At 64.8% G+C, this 17,814-nt stretch carries 13 protein-coding genes and 1 other RNA gene; 9 read left to right on the forward strand and 5 right to left on the reverse strand.

Going from position 1 to position 17,814, the window contains the following annotated elements:
- Positions 1-24: 24 nt before the first annotated feature.
- Together ACFO5X_RS05700 and ACFO5X_RS05705 are read right to left on the reverse strand one after the other, a co-directional pair.
- Positions 25-1,566, reverse strand: coding sequence for a GumC family protein (locus ACFO5X_RS05700; protein WP_380716279.1), 1,542 nt, complete (start codon positions 1,564-1,566; stop codon positions 25-27).
- Entirely contained in the window at positions 1,566-2,456 is an 891-nt protein-coding gene (locus ACFO5X_RS05705; protein ID WP_380716280.1) for an ExeA family protein, read from the reverse strand. The genes ACFO5X_RS05700 and ACFO5X_RS05705 overlap by 1 nt, the downstream gene beginning before the upstream one ends.
- A 587-nt stretch (positions 2,457-3,043) precedes the next feature.
- Here ACFO5X_RS05705 and ACFO5X_RS05710 point away from each other — a divergent pair.
- The 7 genes from ACFO5X_RS05710 to ACFO5X_RS05740 all read left to right on the forward strand — a co-directional run bounded on the left by ACFO5X_RS05710 (position 3,044) and on the right by ACFO5X_RS05740 (position 12,732).
- Complete coding sequence (locus tag ACFO5X_RS05710) at positions 3,044-3,742, forward strand: sugar transferase (RefSeq protein ID WP_380716281.1); 699 nt, start codon at positions 3,044-3,046, stop codon at positions 3,740-3,742.
- Between the two features lie 37 nt (positions 3,743-3,779).
- Positions 3,780-6,251, forward strand: a complete 2,472-nt coding sequence (locus tag ACFO5X_RS05715) for a tetratricopeptide repeat protein (RefSeq protein WP_380716282.1) — start codon at positions 3,780-3,782, stop codon at positions 6,249-6,251.
- Between the two features lie 162 nt (positions 6,252-6,413).
- Complete coding sequence (gene dnaN, locus ACFO5X_RS05720; RefSeq protein WP_380716284.1) at positions 6,414-7,532, forward strand: DNA polymerase III subunit beta; 1,119 nt, start codon at positions 6,414-6,416, stop codon at positions 7,530-7,532.
- Between the two features lie 68 nt (positions 7,533-7,600).
- Positions 7,601-8,704, forward strand: coding sequence for a DNA replication/repair protein RecF (gene recF / locus ACFO5X_RS05725; RefSeq protein WP_380716285.1), 1,104 nt, complete (start codon positions 7,601-7,603; stop codon positions 8,702-8,704).
- Positions 8,701-9,321 carry a LysE family translocator gene (locus tag ACFO5X_RS05730; RefSeq protein ID WP_380716286.1) on the forward strand — a complete coding sequence of 207 codons (621 nt, stop codon included), beginning with the start codon at positions 8,701-8,703 and terminating at the stop codon, positions 9,319-9,321. Before recF ends, ACFO5X_RS05730 begins: the two co-directional genes overlap by 4 nt.
- Positions 9,322-9,398: 77 nt before the next feature.
- Positions 9,399-11,816, forward strand: a complete 2,418-nt coding sequence (gene gyrB, locus ACFO5X_RS05735; RefSeq protein ID WP_380716288.1) for a DNA topoisomerase (ATP-hydrolyzing) subunit B — start codon at positions 9,399-9,401, stop codon at positions 11,814-11,816.
- Between the two features lie 70 nt (positions 11,817-11,886).
- A complete protein-coding gene (locus tag ACFO5X_RS05740) occupies positions 11,887-12,732 on the forward strand; it encodes a shikimate dehydrogenase family protein (RefSeq protein WP_380716289.1) in 846 nt (281 codons plus the stop codon).
- A gap of 12 nt (positions 12,733-12,744) precedes the next feature.
- Here ACFO5X_RS05740 and ACFO5X_RS05745 read toward each other — a convergent pair whose 3' ends face one another.
- From ACFO5X_RS05745 to ACFO5X_RS05755, 3 genes are all read right to left on the reverse strand, one after another.
- Positions 12,745-13,965: a GTP-binding protein gene (locus ACFO5X_RS05745; protein ID WP_380716290.1), complete on the reverse strand. Its 1,221-nt coding sequence runs from the start codon at positions 13,963-13,965 to the stop codon at positions 12,745-12,747.
- 207 nt (positions 13,966-14,172) lie between these two features.
- An RNA gene (ffs, locus tag ACFO5X_RS05750) (signal recognition particle sRNA small type) lies at positions 14,173-14,271 on the reverse strand.
- Positions 14,272-14,313: 42 nt separating this feature from the next.
- The gene (locus ACFO5X_RS05755; RefSeq protein ID WP_380716291.1) at positions 14,314-16,425 is read right to left on the reverse strand and encodes a 5'-nucleotidase C-terminal domain-containing protein; all 2,112 of its coding nucleotides are present in this window, start codon (positions 16,423-16,425) and stop codon (positions 14,314-14,316) included.
- Here ACFO5X_RS05755 and nudC point away from each other — a divergent pair.
- The gene (gene nudC / locus ACFO5X_RS05760) at positions 16,327-17,301 is read left to right on the forward strand and encodes an NAD(+) diphosphatase (RefSeq protein WP_380716292.1); all 975 of its coding nucleotides are present in this window, start codon (positions 16,327-16,329) and stop codon (positions 17,299-17,301) included. The two genes, ACFO5X_RS05755 and nudC, sit on opposite strands and share 99 nt — an antisense overlap.
- Positions 17,302-17,341: 40 nt before the next feature.
- On the forward strand, positions 17,342-17,809 hold the full coding sequence (locus ACFO5X_RS05765; protein WP_380716293.1) for an SRPBCC family protein: 468 nt from the start codon (positions 17,342-17,344) through the stop codon (positions 17,807-17,809).
- Positions 17,810-17,814 lie beyond the last annotated feature (5 nt).

Genomic DNA, 17,814 nt, shown 5'->3' on the forward strand with positions numbered 1-17,814 from the left:
TCGAAAATTACCCGGTGTGCCGCCCTACCAGCGCACGCCCAGCTTGTTCATGACCTTGTCTGCCAGCAGATCCAGCGGCAGATAGAACTCGTGCACCGCCCAGACCGCGATAGGCCCGCCCACCAGGATCAGCAGCGTGATCGCCACCTTGATGCTGCGCTGGACGTACAGTTCGCGGCGCGTCCGGGTGTAGGGGATGGCCGCCATCGGCCAGACGCCCAGCTTCTTGATGATATCCTCGGGCCGGCGTGGAGCACGGTTCAGGAATTCAAGAAGAACAACGAGGCCAAGTCCCAATGCGATTCCCATGAACGTGCCGCCACCCGCGATCTTGATGCGGTTCGGTTTGGTCGGAAGGTTCGGGATCGCCGGCTGTTCGATGATCGAGATGCGCTCGCCGCGCGACAGGATCTCGATCCGTTCGCCGGTCGTGGCCTGCGCAAGCCGGTCGACCGCCGCGTTGCTCTGGTCTTCGAGGTTCTTGTAGACCCGCTGCATCTCTTCCAGCTGAATCGCATTGGAAGGCGTGCGGTCGATCACGTCGGTCAGTGTCGCGATCTTTTCCTCGAGTCCCTGGCGCTGGTTCTCCAGGGTCGATATCCGGGTATCGATTTCGGCAAGCTGCAGGTTCAGCGCCGGATTGGCGGTTTCTCCCGGCTGGCTCGCGCTTCCAACGGACGCCCGCTCTGCCTGGACCGCACCCTCGAGTTGGGCGACCCGCGCCTGCAGCAGCTTCACCTTCGGGTTGGTCTCGGAATAGAGCAGCAGTGCCGAGGCCAGTTCGGACTTGACCTTCGCCAGCAGAGTCTCGTTCTCGGTTGCGGGGATCGTCGACGTCCCGACCGGAGCGCCTTCCTTGAAGATGGTCAGCAGCTGCTGCCGTTGCGACCGCAGCTGGAAAATCTCGCGCTCGGTTTCCTCCAGACGTTCCTGCATGGCTGCGCGCTGGCTCTGGCTGAAGTCCAGCCCGTCGGGGAGCGCGTCGAGATTCTCGTTCTTGAAGATCAGAATCTTCTCGCTCTGCTCCTGCATCTCCTTCGCCAGCCGCGTCACTTCGGTCTGGAAGAAGTCGAGCGTCTGGCCGGCGCGCGCCTGGCGCAGGCTGATGTCGCTTTGCTGGATCAGCTTGAGGTATTCATTCAACACACCGGCTGCCAGCTGGGGCGTGCGCGCCTCGAAGCTGATCTCCATCAGTGTCGCCGCATCCCGTCCCGCCGTCCGCCGCACCGTGGTGCGGGCCTGCATCGCGCTGACGATCTCGTCGGGCGTCAGCTTGGACTGATTTTCCAGCACGTTCAGGTTGCGCGCGATGTCGAGCAGGTTCGGCCGCGTCAGCAGCCGCTGTTCGATGATCTGCAGCCGTTCCGCACCGGGCATCTGCACCATGCTCGGCGCCAGCTGGTCGGGGATCTGCGACGCCTCCACGATCAGCCGGGTGCGCGAGACATAGGCCGGCGGCAGGGATACCGCGACAATGACCGAAATAGCCGAAATCGTTGCCGCAAGCAGCAGGAAGTAGGGCAGTCGACGGATGAATATGCTGAGGAAATAGCGTATGTCGGCCATCAGCCCTTGACCTCTTCCTTGCGGTTGTCACTCCAGAAGAACGTGCCGTCGTTCAGCACGGTCTGGATGCTCTCGCGGGTCACCCGCGGGTTATCGTCGGTCCAGCTGTAAAGCAGCCCGAGGTCGCACAGCTGGTTGATCAGGCGCGGCACGCCCTGCGTCGCCTTGAAGATCGCCTCGGTCGCCTCGCTGGTGAACTCTTCGCCGGTCCCTCCGGCGGTCTTCATCCGGTGTCTGATATAGGCGCGCGTGCCATCCAGATCCATCCGGTTGAGATGGAAACTGGCCGCGACACGTTGCGCCAGCTGGTTCATCCTCGGATCGCGAATCAGGTCGCGCAGCTCGGGCTGGCCCACCAGGATCAGCTGGATCAGCTCGTCCTTGTTCGAGTTGATGTTGGTCAGCATCCGCAGCTCTTCCAGGCCCTCGGCCGAAACGTTCTGCGCCTCGTCAAAAACCAGGATAACGCGCCGGTTCTGCGCGTATTCGGCGATCAGAAAATCCTGCAACTTCTGGAAATTCTGGACATATTTGGCGTTGGGGTCGAACTCCACGTCCAGTGCGTTCAACACCCATTGCAGGATCTCGCCACGGTTGCCCTGGGCGTTCGAGATCAGGCCCACGGTCACCCCGTCCTCGACCTGGCTGAGCAGCTTCTGCAACAGCGTGGTCTTGCCCGCCCCGATCTCTCCGGTCAGAACGGTGATCGGCGCGCGGGACATGATCCCGTATTCCAGCACGGCATATCCCCGCCGGTGCTGGTGCGACCAGTAGAGGAATTCCGGGTCGGGCAGCAGCGTGAAGGGCCGCTGGGCCAGACCGAAGAAGTTGAGATAGAATTCGTTCACGTCGGCCATCGCTCCGGCGTCCGCCGGATCCGGTCCGCCCACGTCAAGCAGTCCGGCCTCGGCCGGAGCAGACTCATCGTGAAGGCCGGACGCCTCGGCGTCATGGGCTTCGTTCCTGACTTGTACACTCGCATCCAATAGAACCGGCAAGGATTGATGCCCCACTAAGCTTGTTTTGCCACACAACGCAATGTCCCCACAGATGGCCACCACGACCGGGCGCTACAACGCCCCTCAGAGGGCAAAAAAAAGGCGTTTGGGGCGAGAGCACCGATTTTGCCAGGCCGTGGCGTGACGGCATCACTCGGGAAAACCAATGAAAACAATAGACTCGCTCCTCGCATGGAGCAACAGGGTCGCTACCGCGCCGGTTGTGGCCCCTTACAGGGACGCACGGACAGCGCTTGCTCTTTGTTCCTGAAGCGGCAACAATAAACTTTTCAAGGTGTTACTATCCGCTGTTCCCGGACCAGTATCGGCGAATCAGTTGCCAAACCGTGTTTTTTGGGCCAGTTTCGGGCCGTCGATGTAACGATTGTGACCTTTCCGTGGCGAAGACCCAATCCTGCTCCGGGTTTTAGTTCGGATTTGTTCAAAAAGGGGTCACAATATAGTAGTTAGTGAGAAGAATGACAATTCAGGTTAATGATCTGGACCACCGTGACGCTGCCCCAATTGTGAGCCCGTTCACCACCGTCCTCAGCCAGTCGGCTGCTGCTCCGTCCGTCTACAAGACGGTCGGCAAACGCTTCCTAGACATCTCGGTAGTCATCGCGATGCTACCTGTGGTCCTACCTGTGATCCTGGTGATGGCCGCGCTGGTGGCCCTGGACGGGCACAATCCGTTCTACACCCAGAACCGGGTTGGCCGCTTCGGTCAGATCTTCCGGATGTACAAACTTCGCACGATGATCCCGAACGCCAAGGCCTCGCTAGAAAACTACCTGGCCAAGAACCAGGAAGCCCGGGTGGAGTGGGAAATCAACCAGAAGCTACGCGAAGACCCCCGCATCACCAAGATTGGCCAGTTCCTACGCCGCAGCTCGCTCGACGAACTTCCCCAGCTTCTCAACGTTCTTCTCGGTGACATGTCTCTTGTCGGCCCGCGGCCGATGATGATCGAACAGACACCGCTTTATCCCTCGATGTCCTACTACATGCTGCGCCCCGGTGTGACCGGCCCGTGGCAGGTGTCCGAGCGCAATGCCTCGGCTTTCGCCGCACGCGCCAATTTCGACACGGAATACAGCCGCACCGTGTCTTTCTGGCTTGACCTCAAGATCCTGCTGCGCACCATTCTCGTTGTTGTCCGCGGCACCGGGTGCTAATCAAGGCCCTGTCGAAATACAGCCGGGGACCATAGCTTTGAAATTTTACGCGATGATCAACCGGGGCTCCCGGCGCACGGCAGTTGCCGGTGCGCTGGTGGCTCTGATGGCCGTTTCGGCCTGCGATTCTTCCGAGGACCGCGCCAACAAGCACTTCCAGAGCGCCATGGAACTGCTCGAGAAGGGCGACGTGGATCGCGCGGTGATCGAATTCCGCAACGTCTTCAAGCTGAACGCCAACCACCACGATGCGCGCCTGGCCTATGCCAAGATGCAGCGCGACCGGGGATTCACGCAGGAAGCCTTTGCGCAATACCGCAAGCTGGCCGAACAGACACCGGATGACATCGACGTCCTGACCGCCCTGGCAGAACTGTCACTGGACACCGGCAACTGGGAAGAATTCGAGCGCCAGGTGCCGCGGCTGATGGCGGTTGCGCCCAACAGCGCCGTGGCGCAAAGCCTCGACAACTCGCTGCAATACCAGAACGCGGTACGAGACCGTGACGATGCCGCCAGAGGCGCTCAGGTGATCCGGGCGCGCGAGCTTATGGCGTCGGATCCCTCCCTGAAATATCCTGTCCGTGTGGTGATCGACGATCTGCTGCGCGAGCAGAAGTGGTCCGAGGCGGCCGAGCAGATCGACGTTGCCCTCAAGACCTCGCCCGACGATCTGAACATGCTTCAGCTCAAGCTGGGCGTGCTGAAACAGCTGAACGACGATGCGGGTATGCGCAGTCTGCTGGAAAGCATGGTCGAGCGCTTCCCGGACAACGAAATGATCCGCAACGCGCTGATCGGGCTCTACGTCGAAAATGGCGATATCGATGGCGCCGACGTCCTGCTCAAGGCAGATGCGGAGAAGTCCACCTCGGTTGAACCGACCCGTCGCTATGTCGCCTTCCTGTATCAGTATCGCGGGATTGACGCCGCCGAAGCCGAGCTGAACCGGATCATCGCCGAAGGCCGCCTTGACAGCGTGCCGTTCAAGTCGGCCCTGGGCCGGCTGAAATTCGACAAGGGCGAGGAAGATGCGGCTGTCGCAATGCTCGAAGAGGTGTCGAACACCGCCGAACGCACCGCCGAGGTCCGCAATCTGGAAACCGAGCTGGCCCAGATGCTGTACCGCCGCGGCAACGCCGTCGGAGCGCGTCAACTGGTCGAGCGGATTCTGCAGGAAGATCCCTCGCACCCCGGTGCGAGCAAGCTGAAGGCCGCCTGGCTGATCCAGGACGACAAGACCAGCGACGCCATCGTCCTGTTGCGCGACACGCTGGCCAAGGCGCCCAGCGATCCTTCGATCATGACCCTGCTCGCCGAAGCCTATCGCCGCGAGGGCAGCCAGGAACTTGCGATGGAAATGCTGTCTCAGGCGGTGGAAGCCTCGGGCAAGGCGCCGGCGGAATCGATCCGCTATGCACAGGCCCTGATCGCGAAGGAGCAGGACCGTCCCGCGGAACAGGTTCTGATCGACGCGCTGCGCGTGGACCCAAAGAACACCGACCTTCTGGCGGCTCTCGGAACGCTCTACACCAAGAACAAGAACTGGCCCCAGGCCGAGGGTGTCGTGCGCCGCCTGAAGGAGTTCGATACGCCCGCTTCCAATACGGTGGCGTCCGGGCTCGAAGCACAACTCCTGTCCGGCCAGCAGCGCAACGACGAGCTGATGACGATGCTCGAGGGGCTGGCTGACAAGAAGGACACGCAGCGCGGCGCCCGCGACGCCATCTTCCGCACCCGTTTGGAAACCAATGGCCCCGAGGATGCGCTGGCCTATGTCGACGAACAGCTGGCCGAAAACCCCGGCGATCCGAACCTGCGCTTCATGCGGGCCGGAACGTTGCTGCTGCTGGATCGCCGCGACGAATCCATCCAGATCTTCCGCGAGCTGCTGAAAGAGCATCCCGAAAGCGACCGCGTCTGGATCACGCTCTACCGGATCGAGCGCGCGACGGGCGATCGCCAGTCCGCGCTTGCGGTTCTGGACGAAGCGCTTGGCAAGCTGCCCGAAAACCCGGCGCTGTTGCTGAGCAAGGCGGAAGAGCTGCAACTCGACGGCAAGTTTGAAGACGCCATCAAGCTCTATGAAGATCTCTACAAGAAGAACAGCGGATCGAGCGTCGTTGCCAACAACCTCGCAAGTTTGCTGGCCGATCACCGCACCGACGCCGAAAGCCTGCAACGCGCCTATGCCGTAGCCCGGCGGCTGCGGGGAACGGACGTCCCGGCCTTCCAGGACACCTACGGCTGGATTGCACATCGTCTGGGCAACACCGAAGAGGCGCTGCCCTATCTCGAAGGCGCGGCCAAGGGCCTGCCGAATGACGTGACGGTGCAATATCACTATGCGGTCAGCCTGGCCGCCAACGGTAAGGACGCCGAGGCGCTGGAACAGTTCAAGAAGACCGAGACGATGATCGACGCGGCGCAGCCGCCGGCCTTCGCGGACGAAGTGAAGTCCGAGATCGCGCGGCTGTCGGGGGCCACCCCCGCAGCGCCCAAACCTTAAGTGTCGCGCCCGGGCGTGGGGCCGCTTTGCGGCCGCTGCGCCCGGGCGGGTTGTTTCTATCCCACAAAGCCCCGAACAGGCTGAAGGTCGGCAATAAAACGCTTGTGCCGGGCAACGAATGGGGTACGTTGCCGATCCCGGCATAGGCTCAGGAGCGAGGGCATGAAACTCAGCATCGAACGCGGCGCGCTGCTCAAGGCGGTCGCACAGGCGCAGTCGGTCGTGGAGCGGCGCAATACGATTCCGATCCTCGCCAACGTGCTGATCGAGGCCGAGGGCGAGCATGTCCATTTCCGCGCCACCGACCTTGACATCGAAGTGGTCGATCGCGCCGTCGCCCAGGTGGAACGCGCAGGCGCGACCACGGTGTCGGCCACTACCCTGCACGAGATCGTGCGCAAGTTGCCCGATGGCGCGCTGGTCACGCTGACCGCCGACAGCGCCGCGGGCCGGCTGGCGGTGGATGCCGGGCGCTCCAGCTTCTCGCTCGCCACCTTGCCCAAGGAAGATTTCCCGGTGATGGCCTCGTCGGAATACGAGAGCAACTTCGCCGCCCCGGCCACCGTTCTGCGCCGCCTGTTCGACAAGTCGAAATTCGCGATTTCGACGGAAGAGACCCGCTATTACCTGAATGGCGTCTACATGCATGTCGCCGAGGGCGAGGATGGCCGCGTGCTGCGCTGCGTCGCCACCGACGGCCACCGCCTGGCCCGCATCGACGCGCCCCTGCCCGAAGGGGCCGAGACGATGCCCGGCGTGATCGTTCCCCGCAAGACGGTGGGCGAGCTGCGCAAGCTGCTGGACGACGACGACGCCAAGATCGCCGTCTCGGTCAGCGAGACCAAGGTGCGGTTTGCCACCCCCGAAATCACCCTGACCTCCAAGGTGATCGACGGCACCTTCCCCGACTACACCCGCGTGATTCCGCAGGGCAACACGCGCCGGCTGGAAGTGGATGCCGCCGAATTCGCCCGTGCGGTCGACCGCGTGGCCACCGTCAGCTCGGAACGCTCGCGCGCAGTCAAGCTGCAGCTGGACGAAGACCGGCTGATCCTCTCGGTCAACGCCCCCGACAGCGGCGCTGCCGAGGAAGAGCTCGCCGTGGCCTATGGCGATGAGCGGCTCGAGATCGGGTTCAACGCGAAATACCTGCTGGAAATCGCCAGCCAGGTGGACCGCGAAAACGCCGTCTTCATGTTCAATTCGGCCGCCGACCCGACGCTGATGCGGGAAGGCAACGACACCAGCGCGGTCTACGTCGTGATGCCGATGCGGGTGTGAGCAGCGCCATCCGGCCGCCACACAACCGCGCCACCGCGCCCCAAAAGTTGTCCCGCTCGGGCTGAACCATGTGCGCCCTTGCCCTTAAATCGCTGACGCTGTCCCACTTCCGATCGCACCGTCTCGCGCGCGTGTCGGTCGATGCGCGCCCCGTCGCGATCTATGGCCCCAACGGCGCCGGCAAGACGAATCTGATCGAGGCCGTCTCGCTGTTTTCGCCCGGCCGCGGACTGCGGCGCGCCAGCGCCAGCGAGATGACCCGCCGCCCGGAGGCGCTGGGATGGAAGCTGTCGGGCCTGGTCGACACTCAGGGCCAGCAGCATGAGGTCGAGACCTGGTCGGAAGACGGAGCTGCGCGGCAGGTTCTGATCGACGGCAAGGCCGCCTCCCAGCTGGCGCTGGGCCGGATTGCGCGGGTGCTCTGGCTGATCCCGGCGATGGACCGGCTGTGGATCGAGGGCGCAGAGGGGCGCCGCCGGTTTCTGGATCGCATGGTACTCAGCTTCGATCCCGGTCACGCCGAGGCGACGCTGACCTATGAAAAGGCGATGCGCGAACGCAACCGGCTGCTCAAGGATCAGGTGCGCGACGCCTTCTGGTATGGCGCGCTGGAATCTCAGATGGCCGAGGCGGGACATCGCATCGACCTCGCCCGCCAGACTGCCCTCACCCGCGTACAATCGGCGCAGGAGGGCGCGCAAACCGCCTTCCCAGCCGCCACGCTGGAACTCCAACAGTCCGAGGGAGAAATGCCCGCAACCGAGGCCGATCTGAAAGAGGCGCTGTCCGAGAGCCGGTTTCGCGACATGGCGGCCGGTCGGACGCTGGTCGGGCCGCACCGGACCGACCTCTACGGCACCTATGCGGCCAAGGGCATTCCGGCCAGCGATTGCTCGACCGGCGAGCAGAAGGCGCTGCTGATCTCGCTGATCCTGGCCAATGCCCGGGCCCTGGCCGAGGATGTCGGCGCGCCGCCTATTCTGTTGCTGGATGAGGTCGCCGCCCATCTCGACGCTGGCCGGCGCGCGGCGCTTTATGACGAGATCTGCGCTTTGAAGGCCCAGGCCTGGATGACCGGAACAGGGCCGGAACTGTTCGAGGACCTGGGCGACAGGGCGCAACGGCTGGAGGTGACCGAGAGCGGCGCGGAATCGAGTGTGGTGCAGCGATGACAATCTCCCCTTGGGATCTGTTGCTCTATGCCGGCGGCGTGATGGTGCTGTTCCTCACCCCCGGGCCAGTCTGGATGGCGCTGATCGCGCGCACCCTGTCGGGCGGGTTCCGCTCTGCCGTGCCGCTGGCGCTGGGCGTTGTCGTCGGCGACATGCTCTGGCCGGTTCTGGCCATCCTCGGCGTCAGCTGGTTCGTCACCGCCTTTGCCGGCGTCCAGATGGTGTTGAAGGCCATGGCCGTGGTGATGTTTCTGGCCATGGGCATCCTGACGCTGCGCGGCGCCGACCGCCCCATCACCGCCGACCGCCGCCTGACCCGCCCCGGCGCCTGGGCCGGTTTCGCGGCCGGCATGGCGGTGATCCTGGGCAATCCCAAGGCCATTCTGTTCTACATGGGGCTGCTGCCCGGCTTCTTCGACCTGCGCGGCCTGAACGGATGGGACATCGCCGCCATCGTCGCAGTCTCGCAGATGGTGCCGCTGCTCGGCAATCTTGCGCTGGCCGGACTGGTCGACCGGATGCGCGCACGGCTGGGCTCTCCCTCGGCCATCCGCAAGACCAATCTGGTTGCCGGAGTCCTGTTGATCTGCGTGGCCGCAATCATTCCCCTCACATGACACAAAATCTTGGGCGAGCGCGTGACAAGCCCCCCAAGAGTCAGTATAAAATCCCGAAATCAACAAGGATATTCCGGATGTCCGAAGACGCACAGTCGCCGCAGGAATACGGCGCCGATTCCATCAAGGTTCTCAAAGGGTTGGATGCGGTCCGCAAGCGGCCCGGCATGTACATCGGCGACACTGACGACGGCTCGGGCCTGCACCACATGGTCTACGAGGTGGTGGACAACGGCATCGACGAGGCGCTGGCCGGTCATGCCGACGCCGTCACCGTCAAGATCCACGCGGATTCCAGCGTATCGGTGCGCGACAACGGCCGGGGAATCCCGACCGACATCCACGAAGAGGAAGGCGTTTCCGCCGCCGAGGTCATCATGACCCAGCTGCACGCGGGCGGGAAGTTCGACCAGAACTCCTACAAGGTCTCGGGCGGTCTGCACGGCGTTGGCGTCTCGGTCGTCAACGCGCTGTCGGACTGGCTGGAACTGCGGATCTGGCGCAAGGGCAAGGAACACTTCGCGCGCTTCGAACGGGGCGATACGGTCGAACATCTGCGCGTGGTGGGCGATGCCCCTGGCGAAAAGGGCACCGAGGTGCGCTTTCTCGCCTCGACTACCACCTTCTCGAACCTCGAATACAGCTTCGAGACACTGGAGCGCCGCCTGCGCGAGCTGGCCTTCCTGAACTCCGGCGTCCGCATCATCCTGATCGACGAACGCCCCGCCGAGGCGCTGCGCTCGGAACTCTTCTACGAAGGGGGCGTGCGGGAATTCGTGCGCTATCTCGACCGGTCCAAGACCTCGGCGATGCCCGAACCGATCTTCATCTCGGGCGAGCGCGACGGCATCGGCGTGGAAGTCGCGATGTGGTGGAACGACAGCTATCACGAGACGGTGCTGCCCTTCACCAACAACATTCCCCAGCGCGACGGCGGCACACATATGGCCGGCTTTCGCGGCGCGCTGACCCGGACGATCACGAAATACGCCCAGGACAGCGGCATCGCCAAAAAGGAGAAGGTCAACTTCACCGGCGACGACGCCCGCGAGGGGCTGACCTGCGTGCTGTCGGTCAAGGTGCCCGATCCCAAGTTCAGCTCGCAGACCAAGGACAAGCTGGTCAGCTCCGAAGTGCGCCCGGCGGTCGAGAACCTGGTGAACGAGAAACTGACCGAGTGGTTCGAGGAACACCCCAACGAGGCCAAGACCATCGTCGGCAAGATCATCGAGGCCGCGCTGGCCCGCGAGGCCGCCCGCAAGGCGCGCGAATTGACCAGGCGCAAGACGGCGATGGACGTGAACTTTCTCGCGGGCAAGCTCAAGGATTGCTCGGAAAAGGATCCGGCCAAGACCGAACTCTTCCTGGTCGAGGGAGACTCGGCCGGCGGTTCGGCGCAGACGGGCCGTGACCGCATGACCCAGGCGGTCCTGCCCCTGCGCGGCAAGATCCTGAACGTGGAACGCGCGCGGTTCGACCGCATGTTGGGCAGTCAGGAGATCGGCAACCTGGTGATGGCGCTTGGCACAGGGATCGGGCGCGACGAATTCGACATCAAGAAGTTGCGCTACCACAAGATCGTCATCATGACCGATGCGGACGTCGACGGCGCGCACATCCGCACCCTGCTGCTGACCTTCTTCTATCGCCAGATGCCCGAGCTGATCGAGGGCGGCTATCTCTATATCGCCCAGCCGCCGCTCTATAAGGTGGCGCGCGGCAAGTCCGAGGTCTATCTCAAGGACCAGGCCGCGCTGGACGATTACCTGATCCATCAGGGCGTCGAAGGCGCGCGGCTGCGGCTGGGCTCGGGCGAAGAGATCACCAGCGCCGACCTGGCGCGGGTGGTGGACGAGGCGCGCCAGCTTAAGCGCGTGTTGGACGCCTTCCCGACACATTACCCGCGCCACATTCTGGAACAGGCGGCTGTCGCGGGTGCCTTCGTGCCCGGGGCGGTAGATGCCGACCTTCAGGGCGTCGCCGATACGGTCGCCCGCCGGCTCGACCTGATCGCGCTGGAATATGAACGCGGGTGGCAGGGCCGCATCACCCAGGATCACGGCATCCGTCTCGCCCGCATCCTGCGCGGCGTGGAAGAGGTGCGCACGCTTGACGGCCCGATGCTGCGCTCGGGCGAGGCGCGCAAGACCGGCAGCTTCACCAAGGGCTTGCAAGAGATCTACGGCTCGCCCGCGACGCTTGAACGCCGCGACCGCAACCAGACTATCTTCGGGCCGCTCGGCCTGCTGGCCGCGATCCTGGAAGAGGGTCAGAAGGGCCTGTCGCTGCAGCGTTACAAGGGTCTGGGCGAGATGAACCCCGAACAGCTCTGGGAAACCACGCTCGACCCCAATGCGCGGACCTTCCTGCGCGTCAAGGTCGACGACATGGTCGAGGCCGATGACCTTTTCACCAAGCTCATGGGCGACACCGTGGAACCCCGCCGCGAGTTCATCCAGCAGAACGCGCTGAACGTCGAGCATCTGGATTTTTGATCTACGACGGACTGCGCACACGCGTGCGCGGTCCCCACTGCGGGCATGGGGGCGCGGAGGAGACGCAGCGATGACCGACACCTCCCTGAAACTCGGCCTGATCGGCGACAACATCGCCCAATCGCGCGCCCCGGTGCTGCACCGCCTTGCCGGAGAGCAGAACCATGTGCAGGTCACCTACGAAAGGCTGGTCCCCAGGACCCTTGGGCAGAGCTTTGACGAGGTGTTCGACACCTGCGCGGCGCAGGGATATCGCGGCATCAATATCACCTACCCCTACAAGGAAGTCGCGGCAGGCCGGGTGACGGTCGATGAGCCGCTGGTGCGGGCCATGGGAGCGGTCAACACGGTGATCTTCACCCAGACCGGCGCAAAGGGATTCAACACCGATCACTCCGGTTTCATGGCGGCCTATCGCAGCCAGCGGGGCGCGCGTCCGACCGGCACGGTGCTGATGATCGGCAGCGGGGGAGTCGGACGGGCCGTCGCTTTTGGTCTTGCCGGGCTCGGAACCCGATCTTTGCGCCTTGTCGACCGAGAGCCAGCCAAGGCCCAGGCCCTTGCCGCCGCGCTGCAGGCCGCCGCCCCTGACATGGACATCTCGACCTGGACCAGCGCCGAAAAGGCCGCCGACGGCGCCGCGGGCCTGATCAACTGCACGCCGGTCGGTATGGTGGGTTACGAGGGCACTCCGCTCGTCGCCCCGGCCATGGCCGGAGCCGAATGGGCCTTCGACGCAGTCTATACGCCGACCGACACCCGGTTCCTTCAGGACGCCCGGGCGGCGGGTCTCTCCATCATCTCGGGGTGGGAGCTGTTCTTCTTCCAGGGCGTCCACGCTTGGGCCCTGTTTTCCGGGCTGGGGCTCGACGAAGATCGCCTGCGCGCCAGCCTTACGGAGACGCGGTCCGACTGAAGGCCTCGCGCCTCAGCCCTCCGGCGCAGGCGACCGCCAGACCGGAAAGGGATCGGGCAACTGCGCCCACAGATCCGGCGCAAATTCGGCCTCGCCGCCCGTCAGGGCGCGGTCCAGCGCAGCGGTGATCGCAGCCCTGTCCATCCCCGTCCCGATGAACACCAGTTCCTGCCGCCGGTCGCCATAGGGCTCCTGCCAGTGCCGGGCGAGATAGGCCGCCGCCTCCGGATGGCTCGGCCGGCGCTCACTGGCGACCGAGGCCCACCATCGGCCCAATGGCTTGACGCTACTCAGGGCCCCGGCCAGCGAGAATTCGGCCAGCCAGTCCGGCCGGGTCGCAATCCAGAAATGGCCCTTGGCCCGGATGACACCCGGCATGGGTCCGTTCAGCACCTCGAAGACCTTCTGCGGATCGAACGGCCGCCGGGCGCGATAGACGAAAGACGAAACCCCGTATTCCTCGGTTTCGGGCACGTGCTCGGCAAAACCGTAGAGCTCCTTGGCCCAGGCTGGATGCAGATGCGCCCTGTCGAAGTCGAATCGCCCGGTATCGAAGATCGCCGCGCCGGGCACCCGTCCGTAATCCGTCTCGACGATCCGCACGTCCGGGTTCAGCGCGGCAATGATCTTGCGCGCCGCGTCCAGCCGCTCGGGCCCCGCATCGCTGATCTTGTTCAGAACCACGACATCGGCGAATTCGATCTGATCGACCAGCAGATCGACCAGCGTCCTGTCATCGCCCTCGCCCAGGCTTTCGCCCCGATCCCGGATGAAATCATGGCTGCTGTAATCGCCCAGCAGGTTGACCGCGTCCACCACCGTCACCATCGTGTCCAGCCGCGCCACGTCCGAAAGGCTGGCGCCTGTTTCATCACGAAACTCGAAGGTGGCCGCCACCGGCAGGGGCTCGGAGATCCCAGTGCCCTCGATCAGCAGATAGTCAAAGCGCCCCTCGTCGGCCAGTCGCCGCACCTCCTGCAACAGATCGTCCCGCAAGGTGCAGCAGATGCAGCCGTTGGTCATTTCGACCAGCCGCTCTTCGGTATGACTGAGATTTGCCTCGCCACCGCGCACGAGGTCCGCGTCGATGTTCACCTCGGACATGTCGTTGACAATGACGGCGACCCGCCGCCCCTCGCGGTTGTTCAGGACCGCATTCAAGAGCGTCGTCTTTCCGGCCCCCAGGAACCCCGACAGGACGGTGACGGGAAGGCGTAGGTCTGAATGTGTCATCTCTCATCTCATGATATGTTATATCATAACATTACATAATGTCCCGCAAGCTGCCATCTGCGACGACCCGGCGCCCCGCGCCAGGCCACGAAATATTGCGTCCAGGGACGCTGGCCGGGAAACAAGGGAAGAGAGTCAGGACAAGCGGCCGAAGTCAGGCGCAGCAGGGCGCAGGGCTTACCACCGGGTCGCGGATTTGAGGGAGAAAAGTGAGAGGCTGGACATCGACCCAAGCGGGACTCGTTGTGGCTGCTTCCTTCCGGACCTGACCAGGTTGGCGAGGCGCTCGCCCGCGCCAACCTCTCGGAGGGCGATATAGGCGCAGCGCGCGGGATTCGCAACCTCGCATCAGAGCGGCACGAAAAGCCGCAGGAATCCCGCCTTGTCCAGCCCACCAACTTCGACCCCGCGTCCGGCAAGCTCGTCCAGATACGTGCCTGCGCCCGGGCCGGTCGGCACACAGACGCGTGTGCCCGGCATGGGCGCGAAACGCCAGGGCGGCGGCGCATCCGCAAGCGGATCGCGCGCCAGCCGGCCGGCCAGATAATCGCGCAGCGCATCGCGCAGCGGCACCCACGGCAAGGCGATCCGCTGCGCCCCGCGCAGGGCCGCGAAGTTGCCGCCCCCGGCCGACCGGAAGCTGTTGAGCGCCACGACAAAACGCTGATCCGGCGCCACCGCCCGGCCTGCGTGATGCAACGCCGTCACCCGTCGCCCGCCTGATTTGCGCAGGCGCCCGTCCGGGTGGAAACGCGACGGTCGCGACAGGTCGATCTGGTAGGTCACCCCGTGCAGCACGTCGAAATCGTGCCCCGGCAGGGCCGGGTCCAGCAGCGCCGCGTCCCGGGATCCCGTCTGGATCCTGTGGAACACCCCCGCCGAATGCTCGATCCAGTCAGCAAGTTGCGCGCCGGTGACGACCACCGCGTGAAGATCGTTGGCAAAGGCCTGCAGGTCGATCAGATGGCGCAACGCGATTGGCCCCGCAGGAATGTCTGTATAGCTGGACGGCCCGGCGCGGGCACCGAACCGGCCCGGGGCGACGGCCGACAGCAGGGGCAGCATCGCTTCCTGCCGACCCGCCAGAAAAGGGCTCAGCGCCGCCGCTTGCGCCGCCGCCACGATCGCCAGGGCGCGATCGGGCGCGAAAAAGGTGAAATAGCTGTGGAGCGGCGCCTCTGTATGCCCGACCGGCCGCGCCATCAGCGCCTGCGCAGCGGCATTGTCGTCTTCCATCAGGGCGACAACGCCCGGGTCTTCCGGCACCTCCGGCCCCGCGGCCCGCACCGCCACCTGCGCCTTCGCGCGCCGCCATCGCCCGGAACCCTCCGAGCGCAGGACCAGATCGATCACCCCCAGGTGCGATCCGTTGGCCCCCGCCATCACCACAGGTGCGCCGGCCACAGGTCCACCGCGGCGCGACAGGCACTCGTGGGTGTGTCCCGCGATCACCGCATCGATTCCGCTCAGCCGCGACAGTGCCCGCGCCGCATTTTCAGCCCCCGGCAGGGGTGACGCAGCACCCAGCCCGCTATGCGCCAGCGCCACGATCACGTCGCAGTCGGCCAGCGCGGGCAAGACTGCGCGGGCGGCTTCCAGCATATCCTCGGCGCTCACCCGAGGTGACAGACGGTGCGCATTCCACATCACCGTCTGCGGCGGCACCATGGACAGCACGCCGACGCGCAGGATCACAACGCGATCATCCACCCGGACCGCTCGCTCGAGCACGGCAAAGGGCGCAAAGCCTTCGGCGCCGCGAAGGTTGGTGCAGATCACCGGACAGGGCGCCTGCGCCAGCACGTTGGACAGCCAATCCGTACCCGCGTCGAAATCGTGGTTGCCGAGGCCCAGCGCGTCATAGCCCAGATGTGCAAAGGCGCGCATCATCGGATGTGGTGCCTCGGGCCGGGTCGCGGCCAGTTCGCCCAGCGCGCCGCCCTGCAGGGCATCGCCATTGTCGAACAGCAGGCACAGCGCCCCGTCCCGCTCCGCCTGGGCCCGCGCCCGGTCGATTAGTGTCGCGGTCCGCGCCAGCCCGGGCCCGGCACCTCTGCGCCCGGTGGCATGGTCGAAGCTGGTCAGCTGCATGTGAAGATCGGTGGTGGACAGCAAACGCAGCCGGGCCACGCCCCCCGATGGCGCAGGATCGCGCCCGGGCAGTGGCTGCTGTCGGTTCCCGGACATCGCGGACAGGCTATCCCCCAACCTGCGCCGCCGTGCGTTCCTGACGGCGCTGGCCCCTGCGGGCCTTGTTCCGATCTGTGTCACATCCGGCACGCAAAAGCAAAAGGCCGCTGGAATTGAATTGTCCCGCGGCCTGTGCCATGCCAGCGGCCAAACGGTGGCGGAGAGACAGGCATGCGGACGGCGGAACAGGTAACATTCGGCGGCGCCGGTCTGGACCGCGCAGCCAAGGTCAGGAACGACCCCGCCGCGCTGGCCGCCGCCCTGGCCCATGACGACGCCGCCTGCGTTCTTCTGTGGCGCGGCAAGCCGCTGGTCGAGGGCGAGCGCCTGGCGCTGGTGCCGATGACTCATCCGGTCCTGAAGAAAGGGTTCAAGGGCGAGATCGAGGCTCCGGTCTTCCTGGGGCTCGAAACCAGCGGCGCGCCGAATTTCGCGGTCGACATCTCGGGATGGGAGCCGGAGGGCCAGGATATCTCCTCGCTGGGCAGCTTCTTCGACCCTTCCGAACAGACTCACCCCGATTTCCCGCCCGGTTATGTCTTTGCCGAACTGCGGCGCATCATGTTCGCGCTGTCGCCGCGCGATGCCGAACTGGTTGCCACCGCCAAGGCGATCGTCAACTGGCACGGTTCTCACCGGTTCTGTGCCAAATGCGGCCACGCCAGCGATGTCAGCCACGCCGGCTGGCAGCGCGGCTGCCCCGCCTGCAAGGCACAGCACTTCCCCCGCACCGACCCGGTGGTCATCATGCTGATCACCCATGGCAATTCGGTTCTCATGGGCCGCTCGCACGGCTGGCCGCAGGGAATGTATTCCTGTCTCGCCGGCTTCATAGAACCGGGCGAGACGATCGAAGCGGCAGTCCGGCGCGAAGTCCTGGAAGAGTCCGGCATCAAGGTGGGAAAGGTCGAGTATCTCTCCAGCCAGCCCTGGCCCTTCCCCGCCTCACTGATGATGGGCTGCCGGGGCGAGGCGCTGACGACCGAGATCCACTGCGATCCCGAGGAACTCGATGACGCGATCTGGGTCACCCGCGAGGAGATGATGCAGGTCTTTGCCGGCGAGCATCCAAAGATCCGCCCGGCCCGAAAAGGCGCCATCGCCCATTTCCTCTTGCAGAACTGGCTTGCGGACACGCTCGATTGACCCCAGATTCCGGGGAACGGCCGAACCGAACGGAAGACATATGCAATTTTCCACCAAGGAAGATATCGAAGCCCCGATCGACGAGGTCTTCGCCATGCTCTCCGACTTCGAGGGCTACGAGCGTTCCGCGATCCGGCGCGGGATCGAGGTGCAGCGCGAAAGGGACATGCATCCGCCCGGGCGCGGCATGGCCTGGACCGCCCGCTTTTCCCTGCGCGGCAAGCCCCGCGATCTGACCCTGCAACTGGCGCAATACGACCGGCCCACCGCGATGCGCTTCGAAGCCGATTCGCAGGGGCTTGACGGCACACTGACGCTCGACCTGCTGTCGCTGTCGAAACGGCGCACCCGCCTGGCGGTGGTTCTTGAGGTCAAACCCAAGACGCTTTCGGCCCGCCTGCTGGTGCAATCCTTCCGGCTCGCCAAGGCGACCCTGAACAAGCGGTTCAAGCTGAAGGTCGCCGCCTTCGCCAAGTCGCTGGAACAGCGTCAGGGCCGCACGGCCTGAGTGCG

It is taken from the genome of Seohaeicola nanhaiensis (genome assembly GCF_042654245.1).
GTDB lineage: Bacteria > Pseudomonadota > Alphaproteobacteria > Rhodobacterales > Rhodobacteraceae > Seohaeicola_A > Seohaeicola_A nanhaiensis.